The 18900-nt window shown below is 63.5% G+C and carries 18 protein-coding genes; 13 read left to right on the top strand and 5 right to left on the bottom strand.

Annotation, left to right across the window (positions count from 1 at the left end):
- The first annotated feature begins 211 nt into the window (after positions 1-211).
- Positions 212-1420 (top strand): ABC transporter substrate-binding protein, encoded by a 1209-nt coding sequence (locus RX331_RS01635; RefSeq protein ID WP_317254932.1) that lies wholly within the window; start codon positions 212-214, stop codon positions 1418-1420.
- Positions 1421-1493: 73 nt separating this feature from the next.
- On the opposite strand, the gene RX331_RS01630 is transcribed toward RX331_RS01635, so the two are convergent.
- From RX331_RS01630 to RX331_RS01615, 4 genes are all read right to left on the bottom strand, one after another.
- A complete protein-coding gene (locus RX331_RS01630) occupies positions 1494-2279 on the bottom strand; it encodes a molybdopterin-dependent oxidoreductase (RefSeq protein ID WP_317254931.1) in 786 nt (261 codons plus the stop codon).
- Between the two features lie 15 nt (positions 2280-2294).
- Positions 2295-2924, bottom strand: coding sequence for a cytochrome b/b6 domain-containing protein (locus RX331_RS01625; RefSeq protein WP_317254930.1), 630 nt, complete (start codon positions 2922-2924; stop codon positions 2295-2297).
- Positions 2925-3103: 179 nt separating this feature from the next.
- The gene (locus RX331_RS01620; RefSeq protein WP_317254929.1) at positions 3104-3658 is read right to left on the bottom strand and encodes a fasciclin domain-containing protein; all 555 of its coding nucleotides are present in this window, start codon (positions 3656-3658) and stop codon (positions 3104-3106) included.
- Positions 3659-3994: 336 nt separating this feature from the next.
- Positions 3995-4756, bottom strand: a complete 762-nt coding sequence (locus RX331_RS01615) for an SDR family oxidoreductase (RefSeq protein WP_317254928.1) — start codon at positions 4754-4756, stop codon at positions 3995-3997.
- Positions 4757-4846: 90 nt separating this feature from the next.
- Here RX331_RS01615 and RX331_RS01610 point away from each other — a divergent pair, with 90 nt between their 5' ends.
- A complete protein-coding gene (locus RX331_RS01610) occupies positions 4847-6376 on the top strand; it encodes a malonyl-CoA synthase (RefSeq protein WP_317254927.1) in 1530 nt (509 codons plus the stop codon).
- Between the two features lie 29 nt (positions 6377-6405).
- Positions 6406-6888: a DUF3658 domain-containing protein gene (locus RX331_RS01605; protein WP_317254926.1), complete on the top strand. Its 483-nt coding sequence runs from the start codon at positions 6406-6408 to the stop codon at positions 6886-6888.
- A 30-nt stretch (positions 6889-6918) separates the two neighbouring features.
- On the opposite strand, the gene RX331_RS01600 is transcribed toward RX331_RS01605, so the two are convergent.
- Positions 6919-7779: a sulfite exporter TauE/SafE family protein gene (locus RX331_RS01600; RefSeq protein ID WP_317254925.1), complete on the bottom strand. Its 861-nt coding sequence runs from the start codon at positions 7777-7779 to the stop codon at positions 6919-6921.
- Positions 7780-8413: 634 nt separating this feature from the next.
- On the opposite strand from RX331_RS01600, the gene sdhC reads away from it, so the two are divergent.
- The 10 genes from sdhC (at position 8414) to RX331_RS01550 (ending at position 18855) form a co-directional block, all read left to right on the top strand.
- Positions 8414-8812 (top strand): succinate dehydrogenase, cytochrome b556 subunit, encoded by a 399-nt coding sequence (gene sdhC, locus RX331_RS01595; RefSeq protein WP_317254924.1) that lies wholly within the window; start codon positions 8414-8416, stop codon positions 8810-8812.
- Positions 8813-8826: 14 nt separating this feature from the next.
- The gene (sdhD, locus tag RX331_RS01590) at positions 8827-9201 is read left to right on the top strand and encodes a succinate dehydrogenase, hydrophobic membrane anchor protein (protein WP_317258357.1); all 375 of its coding nucleotides are present in this window, start codon (positions 8827-8829) and stop codon (positions 9199-9201) included.
- A gap of 3 nt (positions 9202-9204) precedes the next feature.
- Positions 9205-11046: a succinate dehydrogenase flavoprotein subunit gene (gene sdhA / locus RX331_RS01585; RefSeq protein WP_317254923.1), complete on the top strand. Its 1842-nt coding sequence runs from the start codon at positions 9205-9207 to the stop codon at positions 11044-11046.
- 24 nt (positions 11047-11070) lie between these two features.
- Positions 11071-11856, top strand: coding sequence for a succinate dehydrogenase iron-sulfur subunit (locus tag RX331_RS01580; RefSeq protein ID WP_317254922.1), 786 nt, complete (start codon positions 11071-11073; stop codon positions 11854-11856).
- 425 nt (positions 11857-12281) lie between these two features.
- Positions 12282-14423: a hybrid sensor histidine kinase/response regulator gene (locus RX331_RS01575; RefSeq protein ID WP_317254921.1), complete on the top strand. Its 2142-nt coding sequence runs from the start codon at positions 12282-12284 to the stop codon at positions 14421-14423.
- Between the two features lie 154 nt (positions 14424-14577).
- The gene (locus RX331_RS01570; protein ID WP_317254920.1) at positions 14578-16611 is read left to right on the top strand and encodes an ABC transporter ATP-binding protein/permease; all 2034 of its coding nucleotides are present in this window, start codon (positions 14578-14580) and stop codon (positions 16609-16611) included.
- A 178-nt stretch (positions 16612-16789) separates the two neighbouring features.
- Positions 16790-17617: an FkbM family methyltransferase gene (locus tag RX331_RS01565; RefSeq protein WP_317254919.1), complete on the top strand. Its 828-nt coding sequence runs from the start codon at positions 16790-16792 to the stop codon at positions 17615-17617.
- 40 nt (positions 17618-17657) lie between these two features.
- Positions 17658-18044 (top strand): VOC family protein, encoded by a 387-nt coding sequence (locus tag RX331_RS01560; protein ID WP_317254918.1) that lies wholly within the window; start codon positions 17658-17660, stop codon positions 18042-18044.
- 83 nt (positions 18045-18127) lie between these two features.
- The gene (locus RX331_RS01555; protein ID WP_317258356.1) at positions 18128-18613 is read left to right on the top strand and encodes a pyridoxamine 5'-phosphate oxidase family protein; all 486 of its coding nucleotides are present in this window, start codon (positions 18128-18130) and stop codon (positions 18611-18613) included.
- A complete protein-coding gene (locus RX331_RS01550) occupies positions 18613-18855 on the top strand; it encodes a hypothetical protein (protein ID WP_317254917.1) in 243 nt (80 codons plus the stop codon). Before RX331_RS01555 ends, RX331_RS01550 begins: the two co-directional genes overlap by 1 nt.
- Positions 18856-18900 lie beyond the last annotated feature (45 nt).

Genomic DNA, 18900 nt, shown 5'->3' with positions numbered 1-18900 from the left:
CGGTCGTGAAACCGGGATCGCCCGTTGGGGCAACCGCGGCCATCAGCGGATGTTTCATTAAATATCGTCCAGCTCATGCGGCCTGTCGCATGCGCTGATGCATGGCGCATAAGCAAAAACCGGCGCTCCGCTTTCCAACGATGCCGTCCCCCTGTAGCATCAGGCCAAAGACGACCGGCTCAGCGGTCGCTACAGCAAGGGGAGGCTTTTCATGCGTCGCAACATTACCGCCGCGCTCGCGCTCCTGATGTGGGGTGCGGGGCTGACCGCCTCCGCGGTCGCCCAGCAGCCCGTCAAGCTCGGTGTGCTCAACGACCAGACCGGACTGTACGCGGATCTGAGCGGCATGGGCTCGGTCCATGCGGCGCGCATGGCGGTCGAGGATTTCGGCGGCAAGGTGCTGGGCCGCCCGATCGAAGTCATCTTCGCGGACCACCAGAACAAGCCGGACATCGGCGCCAACATCGCGCGGCAGTGGATCGAGACCGAGGGCGTCAGCCTCATCCTCGACATTCCCAATTCAGCGGTGGGTCTCGCCGTACGCGAGGTGACGCGCACGCGCGACGCGGTCGACATCAACACCGGCGCGGCGACGTCGGATCTCACCGGGAAAGCCTGCTCGCCGCACGGCGTGCACTGGAGCTTCGATACCTATGGCCTTGCGGCGACGATCGGCCAGGCGCTGGTGAAACAAGGTGGCGATAGCTGGTTCTTCATCACCGCCGACTACGCATTTGGGCATGCCCTCGAGAAAGACACCTCGGCGTTCGTCACGGCCGCCGGTGGCAAGGTGGTGGGCGCCGTGCGCCATCCGCTCAATACCGCCGATTTTTCGTCGTTCCTGCTGCAGGCGCAGGCGTCGAAGGCGAAGATCGTCGCGCTCTCCAACGCCGGCGGCGACACCATCAATGCGATCAAGCAGGCCGGCGAATTCGGCCTCGGCCGCAAAGGCGATCAGCGCGTGGCTGCGCTCCTGCTGCAGTTTCCCGACACCCACGCGCTTGGCCTCGAAGCGGCGCAGGGCCTGACCGCGAGCGAGACTTTCTTCTGGGACCTCGATGACGCGACCCGGGCCTGGACCAAGCGTCTGCTCGCCCGCAACGGCGGAAAGCCGCCGAGCATGATCCACGCCGGGACCTATGGGGCGACGTTGCATTACCTCAAGGCGGTGGCGGCAGCCGGCACGACCGACGCGACCAAGGTCGTCGCCAAGATGAAGGAACTGCCGATCGACGACTTCTACACCAAGGGCACGGTGCGCGAGGATGGACGCGTGATGCGGCCCTATTATCTGCTGCAGGTGAAGAAGCCCTCGGAATCCAAGTACCCGTTCGATTATCTCAGGGTCCTTGCCACGGTGCCGGCTGAGCAAGCCGCGCGGCCGCTCAGCGAAAGCGCCTGTCCGATGGTGAAGCACTGATATCCGCCCCGGCGGCGTTCCTGACATATCGTTCGCGCTGGGGTCAGCGCGAACGCGCTTGATCCGAGCGCCGCTAACTCCCGCTGAACGAATTATATCCCTGGTCTTCCCAGAAGCCGCCCTTGTATTCGTTGGTGACTTCCATCGAGATCACGTATTTCGGGTTCTTGAAGCCGAGTTTGGTCGGCACCCGGATCTTCATCGGAAAACCATAGGCGCGCGGCAAAATCTCATCGCCGAACTTGAAGGTCATCTGGGTCTGCGCATGCAGCGCGGACTGCATGTCGAGCGGTGAGTTGTAGCCGTCCTTGTCGGCGCACTGGAACCAGACGTATTTGGCGCGGGTATCGGCGCCGATCAGCTTGAGGAAATCGCGCAATGGTGTGCCGGTCCAGCTTCCGATCGCGCTCCAGCCCTCGACGCAGATGTGACGCGTGATCTGCTTGACCTGCGGCAATTGATAAAGCTCGTCCAGCGTCCAGGACTTCTTGTTCTCGACGAGGCCGCGGACCTCGAGCTTCCAGCTCTTGCCGTCGACCTCGGGCGCCTCGTCGAGATCGTAATAGCCGTTGAACGGGAACGGCTTGGTGATGGCGCTTTCAGGGAAGGTCGGCGCCATCGCGTTGGGATTGAAGATCCACGACTGCACGCCGTCATTGAATTTTGAGACCTGCTTCAGCATCTCCTCGGCCGAGAAGCTGTCGGTCACGTCGCAGCCGGTCAGCAGCGTCAGCGCACCGAGGCTGGCGCCGCCGGAGATGAAGCGCCGGCGGGTCAGATCCGGCATGGTCTTGATCGCGTCACGGACGAAAAGAGTCTTGTCGACGCCGGGGATCAGAAGCTTGCGCATGCGGCCCATGGTCATACTCCTTGATTACCGGCCGATGATCATGGCGCGCAGGCTCTTCGGCACCAGAAGCGCGAGCACGACATGGACCACCATGAAGGCGACGATCGCCGCCATGCAGAAGAAGTGGACGTAACGGGCGGCGTCATAGCCGCCGAACAACGCGGTCAGGTATTGCAGCTGCACAGGTTTCCAGATCGCAAGACCTGACAGCACGATGAGGATGCCGACGACGATGACGCCGGCATAGAGCAGCTTCTGCACCTGATTGTATTTGCTGAGATCCGCATGCGACAGCTTGCCGGTCAGCGCGGCCTTGGTGTCCGAGATCACGCCATCCGGCGTGATCGGCAGCAGCTTCTTGCGGAAGCGGCCGGTGGCGAAACCTGCGGCCAGATAGATCAGGCCGTTGACCATCAACAGCCACATCGCGGCGAAATGCCAGAGCAGTGCGCCGGCGAGCCAGCCGCCCAGCGTGATGCTCGGGGAAAAGCGGAAATTGAATAGCGGGGAGGCGTTATAGATCTGCCACCCCGACATGATCATCAGGACCATCGCGAAGGCATTGGTCCAGTGCAGCGCCCGCACCCAGGCCGGCTGAATGACCTTGGCCTTGGTTGAGGTCGCTTGCTCGCCTGAGACTGTGACGGCCGACATGGCTCTTCCCCGTTCCAATTCGCTGTCATTTATACGCCGGAACCCGGCCTTCCGTTACTGCCATCAGGCTATCAAATCGATGCCCGGCACGTATCGGATTTCACAAAAAAGCGAGCCGGGTTGCCCCGGCTCGCCAATCCGCACGCCCTGTTGGGACCAGATCAGGGGCGCGCGGGAGCTCAGGACGCGGGCATTAGCACGGTGTCGACCACATGGATCACGCCGTTCGACTGATTGACATTCGAGATCGTGACCATCGAGGTTCCGCCCTTGGCATCGACGATCCAGACCTTGCCGTCCTGATGCTTGACCGAGAGCTGCTCGCCTTCGGCGGTCTTGAGCTTCATGCCGTCCTTCAGGTCGGCCGCCGCGAGCTTGCCGGGCACGACATGGTAGGTGAGGATCTTGGTCAGGGTCGCCTTGTTCTCAGGCTTGACCAGCGTGTCGACCGTGCCGGCCGGCAGCTTGCCGAAGGCGGTGTTGGTCGGCGCGAACACCGTGAACGGGCCCTTGCCTTCCAGCGTCTCGACCAGGCCGGCAGCCTTGACGGCGGCAACCAGCGTGGTGTGGTCCTTGGAGTTGACGGCGTTCTGGATGATGTTCTTGGAAGGGAACATCGCGGCGCCGCCGACCATCACGGTCTTTTCTTCCGCGCTCGCGGGCGCGTTGATGGTGGCGGTGAAGGCGAGCGCGCTGAACATTGCGACCGACAGCAGTGCAATACGTTTGGACATGGAATCTTCTCCCGAGGATTGCGATTGTACCGGCGGGTGATCCGCCGGGATGAAAACAACGGCGCTGGTCGGTAGACCCTGGTGTTTGCGTCGTCGTTGGCCCGAGCTACGGGAGGTTTTCGGGCCGGTTTCGGCGAATAAATTATCGTGATGGTTGAAACTTTCGCGGGGGCGGATCGTGGCACGACGCAGCCCTCCACCCGTCGCCCCTGCGAACGCAGGGGCCCATACCGCGTGATTTATCGATAGGGCAGAGTAGCTAATACTTTCGCAAAAGCTGACGCCGGTGGCTATGGGTCCCCGCGTTCGCGGGGACGACCGTGGAGAGAGTTCGTCCTAATCCCTGTTCGCCGGCGTCTGAATAAACCCGCGATTATGCGTCGGGCTGATCAGGATCTCGTTGACGCAGACCCTTGGCGGCAGGCTGGCGACGAAGGCGATGGTGCGGCCGCAATCTTCCGGCTGCAGCATCTTTGCCTGCTCTTCTTCCGACGGCACCACCGGGCGCAGCTTCAGGATCGGGGTCGCGACCTCGCCGGGCGACAGGCAGCAGGCGCGCAGGCCGTTGACGCATTCGTCCATGTTGAAGGAATGGGTCAGCGCCAGCACCGCGTGCTTGGTCGTGGTGTAGGCCGGGCCCGGCATCTTGGAGACATGGCGGCCGGCCCAGGAGGCGACATTGATGATGCAGCCGTCCCTTTGCTTGCGCATCGCCGGCAGCACTGCTCGCATGCAATAGAGCACACCGTTTAGGTTGATATCGACGACCTTGTCCCAGCCCTCCAGTTCCATGTCGGCCCAGCTTCGCTTCGGCACATTGAGGCCGGCGCTGTTGACCAGAAGGTCGATCCGGCCGTGTTTGGCCAGAATCTGCTCGGCGGCGTCGTTGACGTCTTCCTTGTTGCTGACGTCGAGTGCGATCGCCTCGGCCTTGCCGCCCTTTTTGGTGATATCGGCCACGACCTGGTCGAGGGCGTCTTTCCGCCGGCCAGAAACCACCACGGTCCAGCCGTCCGCCGCAAGGAATTCCGCCCCTGACGCACCAATTCCGCTGCCGCCTCCGGTCACCCAGGCCACGCGTTTCCCGCTATTTGTCATGCAAACTGTCTCCGTTGCTTTTAGAAGGGCGTTCTTGCTATTCCAGCCGGCGAAATTCTGCTCGCCAGCGCCCCCTTAAGGGAATGTTGCATGAACACGACCGCCAACGCCAACCTGTTTTCCCGCCTGTTCGATACGCTCGATGATCCGAACCGGCTCGCGATCGAAATGCTCGACGGCACGCGCATCAGCTATGGCGACCTGATCGCTCGCGCCGGCCAGATGGCGAACGTGCTGGTTGCACGCGGTGTCAAGCGAGGAGACCGCGTCGCGGCGCAGACCGAGAAATCGGTGCCGGCGCTCGTGCTGTATCTCGCGACGGTGCGCGCCGGCGGCGTCTACCTGCCGCTCAACACCGCCTATACGCTCAACGAGCTCGACTACTTCATCTCCGATGCCGAGCCGGCGCTTGTCGTCTGCGACCCCTCGAAGGCGGAAGGCATCGGTGCGATCGCCGCCAAGGTGAAGGCCAAGGTCGAGACGCTCGGCGCTGACGGCAAGGGATCGCTGACCGAGGCCGCCGCCCAGGCAGATAGCGCTTTCGCGACCGTCGCCCGCGCCAATGAGGACCTCGCCGCCATCCTCTACACCTCGGGCACCACCGGCCGCTCCAAGGGCGCGATGCTGACCCACGACAATCTCGCGTCGAACTCATACAGCCTGGTCGACTACTGGCGCTTCACCGACAGGGACGTGCTGATCCACGCGCTGCCGATCTATCACACCCACGGCCTGTTCGTGGCGAGCAACGTCACGCTGTTCGCCCGCGCCTCGATGATCTTCCTGCCAAAGTTCGACCCTGAAATGATCATCAAGCTGATGGCGCGCGCGACCGTCCTTATGGGCGTGCCGACCTTCTACACGCGCCTATTGCAGAGCCCGGCGCTGTCAAAGGAATCGACCAGCCATATGCGGCTGTTCATCTCGGGCTCCGCGCCGCTGCTCGCCGACACCCATCGCGAATGGTCCGCGCGCACCGGCCATGCCGTGCTGGAGCGCTACGGCATGACCGAAACCAACATGAACACCTCCAACCCATATGATGGCGAGCGCGTGCCCGGCGCGGTCGGCCATCCCCTGCCCGGTGTTTCCGTCCGCGTCACCGATCCCGAGACCGGCAAGGAGATTGCGCGGGACGAGATCGGCATGATCGAGGTGAAAGGGCCCAACGTGTTCAAGGGCTATTGGCGGATGCCGGAAAAGACGAAGTCCGAGTTTCGCGACGACGGCTTCTTCATCACCGGCGACCTCGGCAAGATCGACGCCAAGGGCTATGTCCACATCCTCGGCCGCGGCAAGGATCTCGTGATCTCAGGCGGCTTCAACGTCTATCCCAAGGAAATCGAGAGCGAGATCGACGCCATGCCGGGTGTGATCGAGTCCGCCGTGATCGGCGTGCCGCACGCCGATTTCGGCGAAGGCGTCACTGCAGTGCTCGTGTGCAACAAGGGCGCCGAGGTCACCGAAGCCGGCGTGCTGAAGGCGCTTGACGGACGGCTCGCCAAGTTCAAGATGCCGAAGCGCGTGTTCGTCGTCGACGAACTGCCGCGCAACGCCATGGGCAAGGTGCAGAAGAATATTTTGCGGGATACGTATAAGGATATCTATACGAAGAAATAGGAGCGCCGAGCCGCTCCCGGGCAGAGATCATGGACGAAGAGCAAGCGGCCGAGATTGTTGATTACCTGCTCCAGGCGGCCGGTGAACTCGATGAGGCGAGGGCCGCCGCGGACCTTCTTGCAGGCCAGGACAAGGACGCCGCAGCGATAAGCGAACTCGTTGTCAAACTCAATTCCGAACTGCTGGAGGCAATTTTTAAGCGATTTCCCGATTTGCTTCCGTTTAAGGAGTTTCCCGCAATCAGCAGCTCGTTGCGGTGGGACCAGGTCCGGCTTCCGTCCTCCGCATCCAAAGCGCAGGTCGATCAGATCATCTTCTCGGTCATGACCTCACGGTTGCAGAAGACCGCTATTGTCATCGCCAAGGCAATGAAGCGATGCGAGGAACTCAACCTGGAAATCAATGAGGAGATCCTCGGCGCCCGCATCGGGGCGTTAGCCGAGTCTGATCGGATCGATGGCGCCGGCGATCTCCGCAAATGGCGTCATAGCGAAGTGCGACTGAAGGACTAGGCCACAGATCTGGCCGCCTGCGTCGAACGGCTACTGCCCATTCAGAAGACTGACCACAAACCTGCCGCCGACGATGAACAGATACGCGCCGAACGCCATCTCCAGCGCGCGTTTCGACAGGGCATGCGCGACCTTCACCCCGAGCGGGGCCGTCACCAGCGTGGTCGGCATCACCAATAGCGCGCCGATCAGCGAGACATAGCCAAGCGTGAACGGCGCCTGCAGCGCGGCGACGTCCGGAAAACGCGCCGCTGCCGGCCAGCCGGCATAGACATAGCCGATCGCGCCGAGAATCGAGATCAGGACCGCCAGCGCCGACGAGGTGGCGACCGCCTGATGGATCGGCCGGCCGTAGAACGTCATTAGCAGGTTCGCGAACAGACCACCGCCGATCCCCATCAGGGTCGACAACAGGCCGACGAAGAAGCCGTAGACGCGCATCAGAAAACCCTTCGGCATATCATCGCCGAACTTCCAGGTGTCCCGCGCCAAGAGCAGCCGCGCCGCCGCCGACCACGCCACCATCACGAACACGATCTTGAACAGCCGCTCCGGTGCGTAGCGCGCCGTGACGCTCCCGCCGAGAACACCGAACAGGATTGACAGCCACCAAAGCCGGAGGATCGCCATGTCGACGGCGCCTCTCTTGTAATGGGCGCGAAACGAGGCGAGCGAGGTCGGAATGATGATCGCAAGCGAGGTGCCGATGCAGAGTGGCATCCGCACCTCCAGCGGCACGCCGACGAGGCGGAAGCATTCGTAGAACACCGGCACCAGGATGGCGCCGCCGCCAATGCCGAACAGGCCGGCCAAGAATCCCGACAGCGCGCCAACCGCGACCAGCAACAGCGCGAGTTCGATAACTTCCCTGGGGTCGAGGCCGGCGATCATATCGTGCGCTTCCGCGTTCAGGATGCGGCGCGCATTTGCGGGGCCGCTGGCAGGCCGCTATGGCGTCCGCGCGCGAGACTTAGCTGCTTCGGAAATGCGTGAGTATCCATTTTTCCTGCAGACCGCTTTGTTGCCGACGGGCCCAGCGGGCCGCAAAATCCGCATATCGGGTCGGCTCAGGATGAATAGCGTCGTGCATCCAGCCCTGCCGAGAAGGGAGGGCTCCCGCATCATGAACCTGCAGTCGGTGCGAACAGAGGCCAGTCGGCGGCAGACTTAGTGGGCCTTCCCGCAGGGCAGGCGCCCGGCGCACGCGGGCTGCATCGGTTTGTTTCAGCGACGGGACTGGCTCCGCCGAAGATCATACATCGCGTCGCCACGGAATTGATCCTTTCGGCACGCGACCGCCTACGCCGATGAACTATATTCCAAGTTCAATCTTTCAGCCACGCCAAGCCGCTCTGGTATACCAAGCCGCTGAATCAATCTCGTTTCGCAGGCCTGTAGCAGTGAACGACGGTTCGATTCAAAGCCATTTGGTCATTGCACGGACTGTTTCGACTTCGTAAATAGAATCCGTCTACCGCGTTCCCCGATGGGCCGGCCGCGGTCCCACACAACATGAAGCCGCCGAATGACCGCCAGGATCGAACGACCGCTATCGCCCCATTTGCAGATCTATCGCATGACCCTGACGATGGCGCTGTCCATCATCCATCGGGCCACCGGAATTGCGCTCTATTTCGGCACGCTGCTGCTCGCCTGGTGGCTGATCGCAGCCGCTTCCGGCCCCGGGGCCTACGCCAATGTCCAGGCCTTCATCGGCAGCATCATCGGCAAGCTGATCCTGTTCGGCTACACGTGGTCGCTGATGCACCATCTGTGCAGCGGTATCCGCTATTTCTTCTGGGACCTCGGCTACGGCTTCAAGCCCAACGAGCGCGAGGCCCTGACCTGGGGCGCGCTGATCGCAGGTATCTCGCTGACCGTCCTGGTCTGGATCATTGCCTACACGGTAGGAGCCGGACGATGAGCCGCCCTTCCTCGATGCGCACACCGCTCGGCCGCGTCCGCAACCTTGGTTCCTCACACTCCGGCACCAGCGACTTCTGGCGCCAGCGGCTCACCGCGGTGGCGATGACGCTGCTGATTGTGCCCGTAATCGTGATCATGCTGATGCTGATCGGCCGCAACCATGCCGGCGCTGCCCAAATCCTCGGCTCGATTCCGATCGCGATCATCCTTGCACTCTTCCTCATCGCCAGCGCCTGGCACATGAAGATCGGCATGCAGATCGTGATCGAGGACTATGTGCACAGCGAGACGCTGAAGCTCGTCAGCGTCATGGCCAATAATTTCTTCTGCATCGCGGTGGCGCTATCGTCGATCTACGCGATCCTCAAATTGTCATCGGGAGTGTAGCCCATGGCTGCTGACGGTAACGGCAAGGCCACCAACGGCAGTGGCCCCGCCACCAACGGAAAAGCCTATCCGATCGAGGACCACACCTACGACGTCGTGGTCGTCGGCGCCGGCGGCGCGGGCCTGCGCGCCGTGGTCGGCTGCTCCGAGGCCGGACTGCGCACCGCCTGCATTACAAAAGTATTTCCGACCCGCTCGCACACGGTGGCGGCGCAGGGCGGCATTTCGGCCTCGCTCGGCAACATGCATCCGGACGACTGGCGCTGGCACATGTATGACACCGTCAAGGGGTCGGACTGGCTCGGCGACCAGGACGCGATCGAATACATGGTGCGCAACGCGCCGGAGGCCGTCTACGAGCTCGAGCACTGGGGCGTGCCGTTCTCGCGCACCGAGGACGGCAAGATCTATCAGCGTCCGTTCGGCGGCATGACCATGGACTACGGCAAGGGCCAAGCGCAGCGCACCTGCGCCGCCGCCGACCGCACCGGGCATGCCATGCTGCACACGATGTACGGCCAGGCGCTACGCCACGCGGCCGAATTCTACATCGAGTTCTTCGCCATCGACCTGATCATGGACGACCAGGGCGCCTGCCGCGGCGTCATCGCGCTCAAGCTCGACGACGGCACGCTGCACCGCTTCCGCGCCCAGACCACGATCCTCGCCACCGGCGGCTATGGCCGCGCCTACGCCTCCTGCACCTCGGCGCATACCTGCACCGGCGACGGCGGCGGCATGGTGCTGCGCGCCGGCCTGCCGCTGCAGGACATGGAATTCATTCAATTCCACCCGACCGGCATCTATGGCTCCGGCTGCCTCGTCACCGAGGGCGCCCGCGGCGAAGGCGGCTATCTCGTCAATTCCGAAGGCGAGCGCTTCATGGAGCGCTATGCGCCTTCAGCCAAGGACCTCGCCTCTCGCGACGTCGTCTCGCGCTCGATGACCATCGAGATCCGCGAAGGCCGCGGCGTCGGCAAGAAGAAGGACCACATCTACCTGCACCTCGATCATCTCGATCCCAAGGTGCTGAACGAGCGGCTGCCCGGCATTTCCGAATCGGCGAAGATCTTCGCCAATGTCGACGTGACCCGCGAGCCGATCCCGATCGTGCCGACCGTGCATTACAACATGGGCGGCATTCCCACCAATTATCATGCCGAGGTGCTGACCAAGAAGGACGGCGACGACAACGCCGTGGTGCCCGGCCTGATGGCGATCGGCGAAGCCGCCTGCGTGTCTGTGCACGGCGCCAACCGCCTCGGCTCCAACTCGCTGATCGACCTCGTCGTGTTCGGCCGCGCCGCCGCGCTGCGGCTTGCGGAAAAGCTGACGCCGAACGGCAAGCAGCCGGACCTGCCGAAGGATTCGTCCGATATGGCGCTCGGCCGGCTCGACCATTTCCGCTACGCCTCGGGCGGCACGCCGACCGCAAAACTGCGCGAGGGCATGCAACACGTCATGCAGAGCAATTGCGCGGTGTTCCGCACCGGCGAGATCCTGCAGGAAGGCCAGAACCTGATCCACAAGGTCCATGGCGGCATCGGGGACGTCGCAACCACCGACCGCTCGCTGGTCTGGAATTCCGACCTGGTCGAAACGCTCGAATTCGACAATCTGATCGCGCAGGCGGTCGTCACGATGGATTCGGCGGCGAACCGCACCGAAAGCCGCGGCGCGCACGCGCGCGAGGATTTTTCCGAGCGCGACGACAAGAACTGGATGAAGCACACGCTGGCCTGGATCGACGATCGCGGCAATACCACGATCGACTACCGCCCAGTGCATAATTACACGATGACGAACGACGTTCAGTACATCCCGCCGAAGGCGCGGGTTTACTGAGGACGACAGCGAAGGCTTGCAAGCATGGCGGAATTCACGCTTCCCAAGAACTCGAAAGTATCAGGCGGCAAGACCTGGCCGAAGCCGGCCGGCGCGACGGAAACGCGCGAGTTCCGCGTCTATCGCTGGAATCCCGATGACGGCAAGAACCCGAGCATCGACACCTACCACGTCGACATCAACGATTGCGGGCCGATGGTGCTCGACGGCCTAATCTGGATCAAGAACCACATCGACCCGACGCTGACCTTCCGCCGCTCCTGCCGCGAAGGCGTCTGCGGCTCATGCGCCATGAACATCGACGGCCAGAACACGCTGGCCTGCACCAAGTCGATGCATGACGTCGCCGCGGGCGGTGCGGTCAAGGTCAACCCGCTGCCGCACCAGCCGGTGGTCAAGGACCTCGTTCCCGACCTCACCAATTTCTACGCCCAATACGCTTCGATCGAACCGTGGCTGAAGACGACGACGCCGACGCCGCAGAAGGAATGGAAGCAGAGCCACGAGGACCGCGAAAAGCTCGATGGCCTCTACGAGTGCATCCTGTGCGCCTGCTGCTCGACCTCATGTCCGAGCTACTGGTGGAACTCCGACCGCTTCCTCGGCCCGGCAGCCCTCCTGCAGGCCAACCGGTGGGTTACCGATTCCCGCGACGAGGCGACCGGCGAACGGCTCGACAACCTCGAAGATCCGTTCCGGCTTTACCGCTGCCACACCATCATGAACTGCGCCAAGGCCTGCCCGAAGGGCCTCAACCCGTCGGAAGCCATCGCCGAGCTCAAGCTCAAGATGGTCGAGCGGCAGATCTAGTTGCCGCAGCCCGGATGCTCCTGAAGCTATGGCTTTCCGGTAAAGCTGCGGCGCAGCCTGTCCGCAAACCAGAACGCCGCAATCGCCAGGAACGAGAGAACGAACAGTTCTCCGGTCAACAGAAGAGCCTGATTGGCCACTGACATGTGTCCCTCCCCGCCTGTCTGTTCGCTCGCCGGCTGACGCCGGCGGGCCACTGCCCGTCGGGCAGCGCGCCATAGAATTGGCTGCGGCTGTCATCCCGGCATTGCGGTGGATCAATTTCGGAACCGGCGCCGCCGCCCTTGGAGGGCCGGTCGGGTAATTTGCAATTTGAAGCAAATCGGCGGGTGCCCGGCGTCGGGCACAACCATCGCGGTTTCATCAACGGGACTTGGTTGCCAGCCGGAGATTGCGTTAAGCTTGCTGCATGATCCGGAGCGAGCGTGCACCCCGCGCAACGTAATTCGTTGAGATTGCTGCAATGGATGATGGCCGCTTCACTGGCCCTTCCGTTGGCGCTATTCGTATTTGCATCCGCCGTCTCCTTCGCCTCGATCAGCGAAACCGCCGACCGCGAGATCGAGCGCGCGCTCGATGTCGCGCATGAGCATGCGCTGAAAGTCTTCGAGACCATCGACCGCAGCCTGTCGGAGATCAGCGAGATCATCCGCGACATTCCCGATGCCGAGATCGTCGCCCGCGAGCAGGCGCTGCATCTGCGGCTGAAGCAACTGGTTGCGTCGCTACCGCAGGTGAAGTCGGCCTGGGTGTTCGACGCCAAGGGCCATGCGCTGGTGAACAGCCTCGTCGTCCCCGCCCCCGGGATCGATTTCTCCGACCGCGATTATTTCAGAGCCCACACCGGCGGCGATATCGGGACCTATATCGGCGAAGTGCTGACGCCGCGGCCGCCCTATCAGGGCGCCCCGTTCTTCGGCGTCAGCCGGCGGCGGCCGAGCGAGGACGGCGGCTTCACCGGCGTGATCCAGAGTTCCGTGCTGCCGGAATATTTCGAGAACTACTATGCCCGGATTGGTCGTGAGCCCGGCAGCTTCTTTGCGGTCGGCCGGGCCGACGGCACCGTGCTGGCCCGTTTCCCGCCCGTTGGCCGAGATGTCCACCTGGACCGCGCCGGTCCCAGCGGAAAGCAGATCTCAGCCAGTCCCAAGGCCGGCCTGATCACGGCCACCTCGCCGGTCGATGGTGTCGAACGGCGGCTCGGATATCAGCGCCTCGCCGAATATCCGATCTATGTCAGCGCCGGCCTCGAGACCTCGACAATCCGCGCGCGCTGGCTGGCAACCATGGGCCAGCACTTGATTTTCGGCGCGCCGGCCACCGCGCTGTTGTTTGCGCTGCTGGGCCTCGCCCTGCGCCGCACCCGTCATCTTCATTTCGAGGCCGAGAAGCGGCAGGCCGCCGAGGAAGCGCTCAAGCACGGCCAGCGCCTGGAGGCGCTCGGCCAGCTCACCGGCGGCGTCGCGCATGACTTCAACAATCTGCTCACGGTGATCCGCGCGTCCGTCGATCTGCTGCGGCGGCACGACCTGCCGGAGGCGCGACGGCTGCGCTATATCGATGCGATCTCGGATACCGTGACCCGCGCCGCCAAGCTGACCGGACAGCTCCTGGCCTTTGCAAGGCGGCAGACGTTGAAGCCGGAGATCTTCGACGTCGGCCGCAGCGTGCAGACGCTGAGCGAAATGATCTCAACGCTGATCGGCTCGCGTATCGAGATCGTCATCCTCGGGCCGGAAGAGCCGTGCTTCGTCAACGCCGACGCCGGCCAGTTCGAAACCGCGATCATCAACATGGCCGTCAACGCACGCGACGCCATGGAGGGCCGCGGACGGCTGACGATCGCGGTGGGAATGGCGGCGAGCCTGCCCAACGCCGCGCCATTGCCGCAACATCCCTATGGCTACGTTGCGGTATCAGTCGCCGATACCGGCAGCGGCATCCCGCCGGATCAGTTCGAGCGCATCTTCGAGCCGTTTTTCACGACCAAGCAGGCCGGCCATGGCACAGGCCTCGGCCTGTCGCAGGTCTTCGGCTTCGCCAAGCAGTCCGGCGGCGAAGTGACCGTTAACAGTGAAGTGGGCAAGGGCAGCATCTTCACGCTGTACCTGCCGCGCACCGCCGGCAGCGGCAAGTCGCGGCAGATGCCCGCCACCGATGTCGAAGCGACCGACGGCCGCGGCATGTCGGTGCTGGTCGTCGAGGACAATGCCGAGGTCGGCCGCTTCACCACCGATGCGCTGGCCGAACTCGGCTACGCCACCTGCCTCGTCAGCAGCGCCACGCACGCGCTCGAAGAGCTGGCGATCGGCGCCGACCGCTTCGACGCGGTCTTCACCGACGTCGTGATGCCTGGAATCAGCGGGCTCGAACTCGCCCAACAAATCCGCCGCGATCATCCCGACCTGCCGGTGGTGTTGACCAGCGGCTACAGCCACGTGCTGTCGGAGCACGGCGCCTACGGATTCGAGCTGCTGCAGAAGCCCTATTCGATCGAGCAGCTCTCCCGCGTGCTGCAGGAAGCGGGCCGGCGGAAATTGCAGGCGGCGGCATCGGAAGCGCCCTGACGCGGCGATGGCCGATGCGCGACGGCCCCAAACAAGAATATCGAAAACAACCCCATGCACAGTAGCCGGCAAGGGCCGGCGCGCAGCCCGGCAATCGATTGCACCCAAGCCGGAACCAGCCGGAACCTTTTGATTTGGTTGCCGTTGTGCCGCCATGGGCAAAGCAACCAAACCGTCAGCGAAGAAATCGAAGAAATCCGCCGCGAACACAGCAGCCAAGGCAAGCAAGACGCCGGAATCTGGCGCAGCAACGCCGGATGCCGAAGAAAAGGCCGAACTCGCGGAGGTCGTCGCCGAGACCGGAGATCAGGTCGAACCGCCGCCGCCGGAGGTCGTCGAGCCTGATCCGCAGATGTCGCCTGAAGAGGCCGAGCAGGCGCGCAAGGATTATCTGCTGACGCGGTTCTGGATCTCTGCGCGCGGCTACTGGGGCAGGACGGGCGACCGGCTGGCCTGGCTGTTCACGATCGGACTGCTGCTGCTGATCGTCGGCCATGTCGGATTTCAATACGGCATCAACGTCTGGAATCGCGCGATCTTCGATGCCATCGAAAGGCGCGACGCCGGGACTGTCTATTATCTCACCGCCGTATTCTTTCCGCTGGCGATCGGCAGCGTGCTGCTCGGCGTGGCGCAGGTGTTCGCTCGCATGGCCATCCAGCGGCGCTGGCGCGCCTGGCTGACCAGTGCGGTGATCTCGCGCTGGCTGGCGAACGGCCGCTACTATCAGCTCAACCTCGTCGGCGGCGATCACCAGAATCCGGAATACCGCATCGCCGAGGATCTGCGGATTGCGACCGATTCGCCGGTGGATTTTGTCGCCGGCGTCACCTCGGCGTTCCTGTCGGCCGCCACCTTCATTGTCGTGCTCTGGACCATCGGCGGCGCGCTGACGCTGACGGTCGGCGGCTCCACCATCACGATCCCGGGCTTCCTCGTGATCGCCGCGATCCTCTACGCCGCGATCGCCTCAGGCTCGATCGTGACGATCGGGCGCAGCTTCGTGCAGGTGTCGGAAGACAAGAACCAGGCCGAGGCGGAATACCGCTACACGCTGACCCGCCTGCGCGAGAACGGCGAGAGCATCGCGCTGCTCGGCGGCGAAGAGGAAGAGCGCGACGGCATCGACAAGACCTTTTCGAAAGTGTTGCGGCAATGGGCGCGTCTCGCCGGCCAGCACATGCGCACGACGCTGGTGTCGCAGGGATCGGGGCTGATCGCGCCGGTCGTTCCGCTGTTATTGTGCGCGCCGAAATTTCTCGATGGCAGCATGAGCCTCGGCCAGGTGATGCAGGCGGCTTCGGCTTTCACCATCGTGCAGACCGCGTTCGGCTGGCTGGTCGACAATTATCCGCGGCTGGCGGACTGGAACGCCTGCGCCCGCCGCATCGCCTCGCTGATGATGTCGCTCGACGGCCTCGAACGCGCCGAGCAGGGCGACGGCATCGGCCGCATCCAGCGCGGCGAGACCGAGGGCGGCGCGATGCTGAGCCTCAACGATCTCTCGGTGACGCTCGACGACGGCACCGCCGTGGTCGGCGAGACCGAAGTCGCGATCGAACCCGGCGAGCGGCTGCTGGTGGCCGGCGAGTCCGGCACCGGCAAGAGCACGCTGGTGCGGGCGCTCGCCGGGCTGTGGCCGTGGGGCGGCGGCAGCGTCAATTTCCACCCCGACCGCCGGCTCTTCATGTTGCCGCAAAAGCCTTACGTGCCCTCGGGCACGCTGCGGCGCGCGGTGGCCTATCCCGGCGCCGCCGATGACTGGCTGACCGAGCAGATCTGCGACGCCCTGCACAAGGTCGGGCTCGACCATCTCAAGGAGAAGATCGAGGAAGAAGGACCGTGGGACCAGACGCTGTCGGGCGGCGAGAAGCAGAGGCTCGCCTTTGCGCGCCTGTTGCTGCACAACCCCGACATCGTCGTGCTTGATGAGGCCACCTCGGCGCTCGACGCCAAGAGCCAGGACAAGATGATGGAGATGGTAATCCGCGAATTGCCGAAGGCGACCATCGTCAGCGTCGCCCACCGCGCCGAGCTGGAGGCGTTCCACAGCCGAAAGATCGTGCTGGAACGGCGCAAGGGCGGCGCCAAGCTGGTCAGCGATATCAACCTGATCCCGCGCAAGGGCCGGCAACGCCTGCTCGGCCGCTTGCTGCGGCCGCGGAAGGCTGCGAAAAAGGCGGCGTAGGTCTGTCGGCCGTCATTGCGAGCGCAGCGAAGCAATCTACCCCTCCACTTGCCGCACGATTCATTGCTTCGCTGCGCTCGCAATGACGGAGAAAGCCGCACGATTGGACCACAATTGAACCTGTTTCCCCGTCGCAAAACCCGCTATGCATGCGCCGCTTCTGCCCGAGGACCTCTGCTTGACGCCTGATAACGACCTTTCACCTGCGCCGTTCGGCACGTTTGCCCCGAATGCCGCACAGGCCGCCATCATTTCGCTGGCCCACCGCACGCGGCTGAAGCGGGGCGCGTTTCGGCCGATGCTGTCGCGGCTGGTCAATCTCTTGCGCGGCGGCCCGATCGACGTGCAGTACCAGGGCGGCTCGTTCCGCTTCTACCATCAGGCCAGCGCCACCGAGCGCGGCGCGCTGTTAAATCCCGCCTATAACATCGAAGAGCTCAATTTCCTGCGCGCGCACCTTTCCGCGGGCGGGGTATTCGTCGATCTCGGCGCCAATGTCGGCACCTATGCGCTCAGCCTCGCGCGCGATGTCGGCACCACTGGCAAGGTGATCGCGATCGAGCCGCACCCGGTCACCCATGCCCGGCTCGCCTTCAACAGCGCGGCCTCCGGCTACAGCCAGGTGCGGCTGGTCGCGGCCGCGGCCGGTCCCACCGATGGCGAATTGCTGATCGAAACCGACGGCGACAACCTCGGCGCCAGCCACATCGTGTCGGGCGAAGCCTCGAGCCGGGCGATCAAGGTGCCGTCGCTGCGACTGCAGCGCATCCTTGAAGAGGCCGGCGTCTCGCATGTCGACGCGCTCAAGATCGACATCGAAGGATTTGAAGATCGCGTCTTGACCGGCTTTTTCGCCGGCGCGCCGCCATCCTTGTGGCCGCGCGCGGTCGTGATCGAGCATCTGTCGAAGGACGAGTGGCAGGCGGACTGTATCGCCGACATGCGCTCGCGCGGCTATGTCGAGAGAGGAAGAACGCGCAGCAACACGCTTTTGACGCGAAGCTGAACTTCGCTGTCCGTCCGTTCCTCGACCGCGGGAGAGCTTGATGATCGACCATATCGGATTTCCGGTTTCGAACTATGAACGCTCAAAGGTCTTCTATCTGAAGGCGCTGGCGCCGCTCGACTATGTCCTCGTCATGGAGGTCAAGCAGGAGGGCGCCGATGAGCATCCTGCCGCCGGTTTCGGCGCCCATGGCAAGCCGGATTTCTGGATCGGCGGCGAAGGCGGATTGGACAAGCCGCTGCATGTCGCGATCCTGGCCAAGGACCGCGCCACGGTCGATGCTTTCTACAAGGCCGCGATCGCGGCCGGCGGGCGCGATAACGGCGCGCCGGGCATACGTGCGCATTATCATCCGAACTATTACGGCGCCTTCGTGCTCGATCCTGATGGGCACAACATCGAAGCCGTCTGCCATACACCGGCGTGATCGGTTCCATTTTTAGCTTCGACTGGAACCTCGCGCGGTTGTCGCCGTTGTCGCCCCCGGAGCCAATCGCCCGGGAGCACAGAATGAGTAACGACAACGCGCGTGATCAGGATCGCGTCTGGCAACTAATGGAGAAGATCGGCTTCGCGATGCTGGTCACCCGCGATGGCGACAAGCTTCGCGCGCGGCCGATGAGCGCCTATGTCGAGCGCGACAACAACGCGATCTTCTTTCTGACGGACGCACGACGTCATAAGGATGACGAGATAGCCCGTAATCCTTCCATCAATCTCTCCTTCGCCGATGCTAGTGCACAGAAATATGTCTCGCTGACCGGGACGGCCGCCGTCTCCAACGATCGCGCCAAGATCAAGCAGCTGTTCACGACGCCGGCGAAGGCCTTCTGGGACAGCGCCGAGGATCCGAATATTCGCGTACTAAAAATCACGCCTGACGATGCTGAATTCTGGGATTCTCCTGGCACGGTCATCAGCTATGTGAAGATGGCGGCAGCCGCCGTCAGCAACACGCGGCCTGAGGTCGGAGAGAACCGCAAAGTCTCGATGTGATGTCGATCGAGCCGCCCGAAATACCCCCGGCGACGCCAGGCCATCCGACTGTGCCACCGCAAGAGAGCCCGCCGGGCAATCCTCGTCCGGAGGTGCCACCACCCCAACGCGATCCAGCCGAGCCGCCACAACCGCGGGAACTCCCCGGCGAGATGCCGGACGAGTTGCCGATACGAGGACCGAACGGTCCACGCACGCCTAATCCCGCCACCGATCAGGGACCGTTTGAAAGCGCTGCCTGAACGCGCAATGAATGCAACCCATTGCGCCAATGAAATAAATAGCAT

It is taken from the genome of Bradyrhizobium sp. BWA-3-5 (assembly GCF_032917985.1).
GTDB lineage: Bacteria > Pseudomonadota > Alphaproteobacteria > Rhizobiales > Xanthobacteraceae > Bradyrhizobium.
This window is presented reverse-complemented; position numbering and strand designations above follow the sequence as displayed.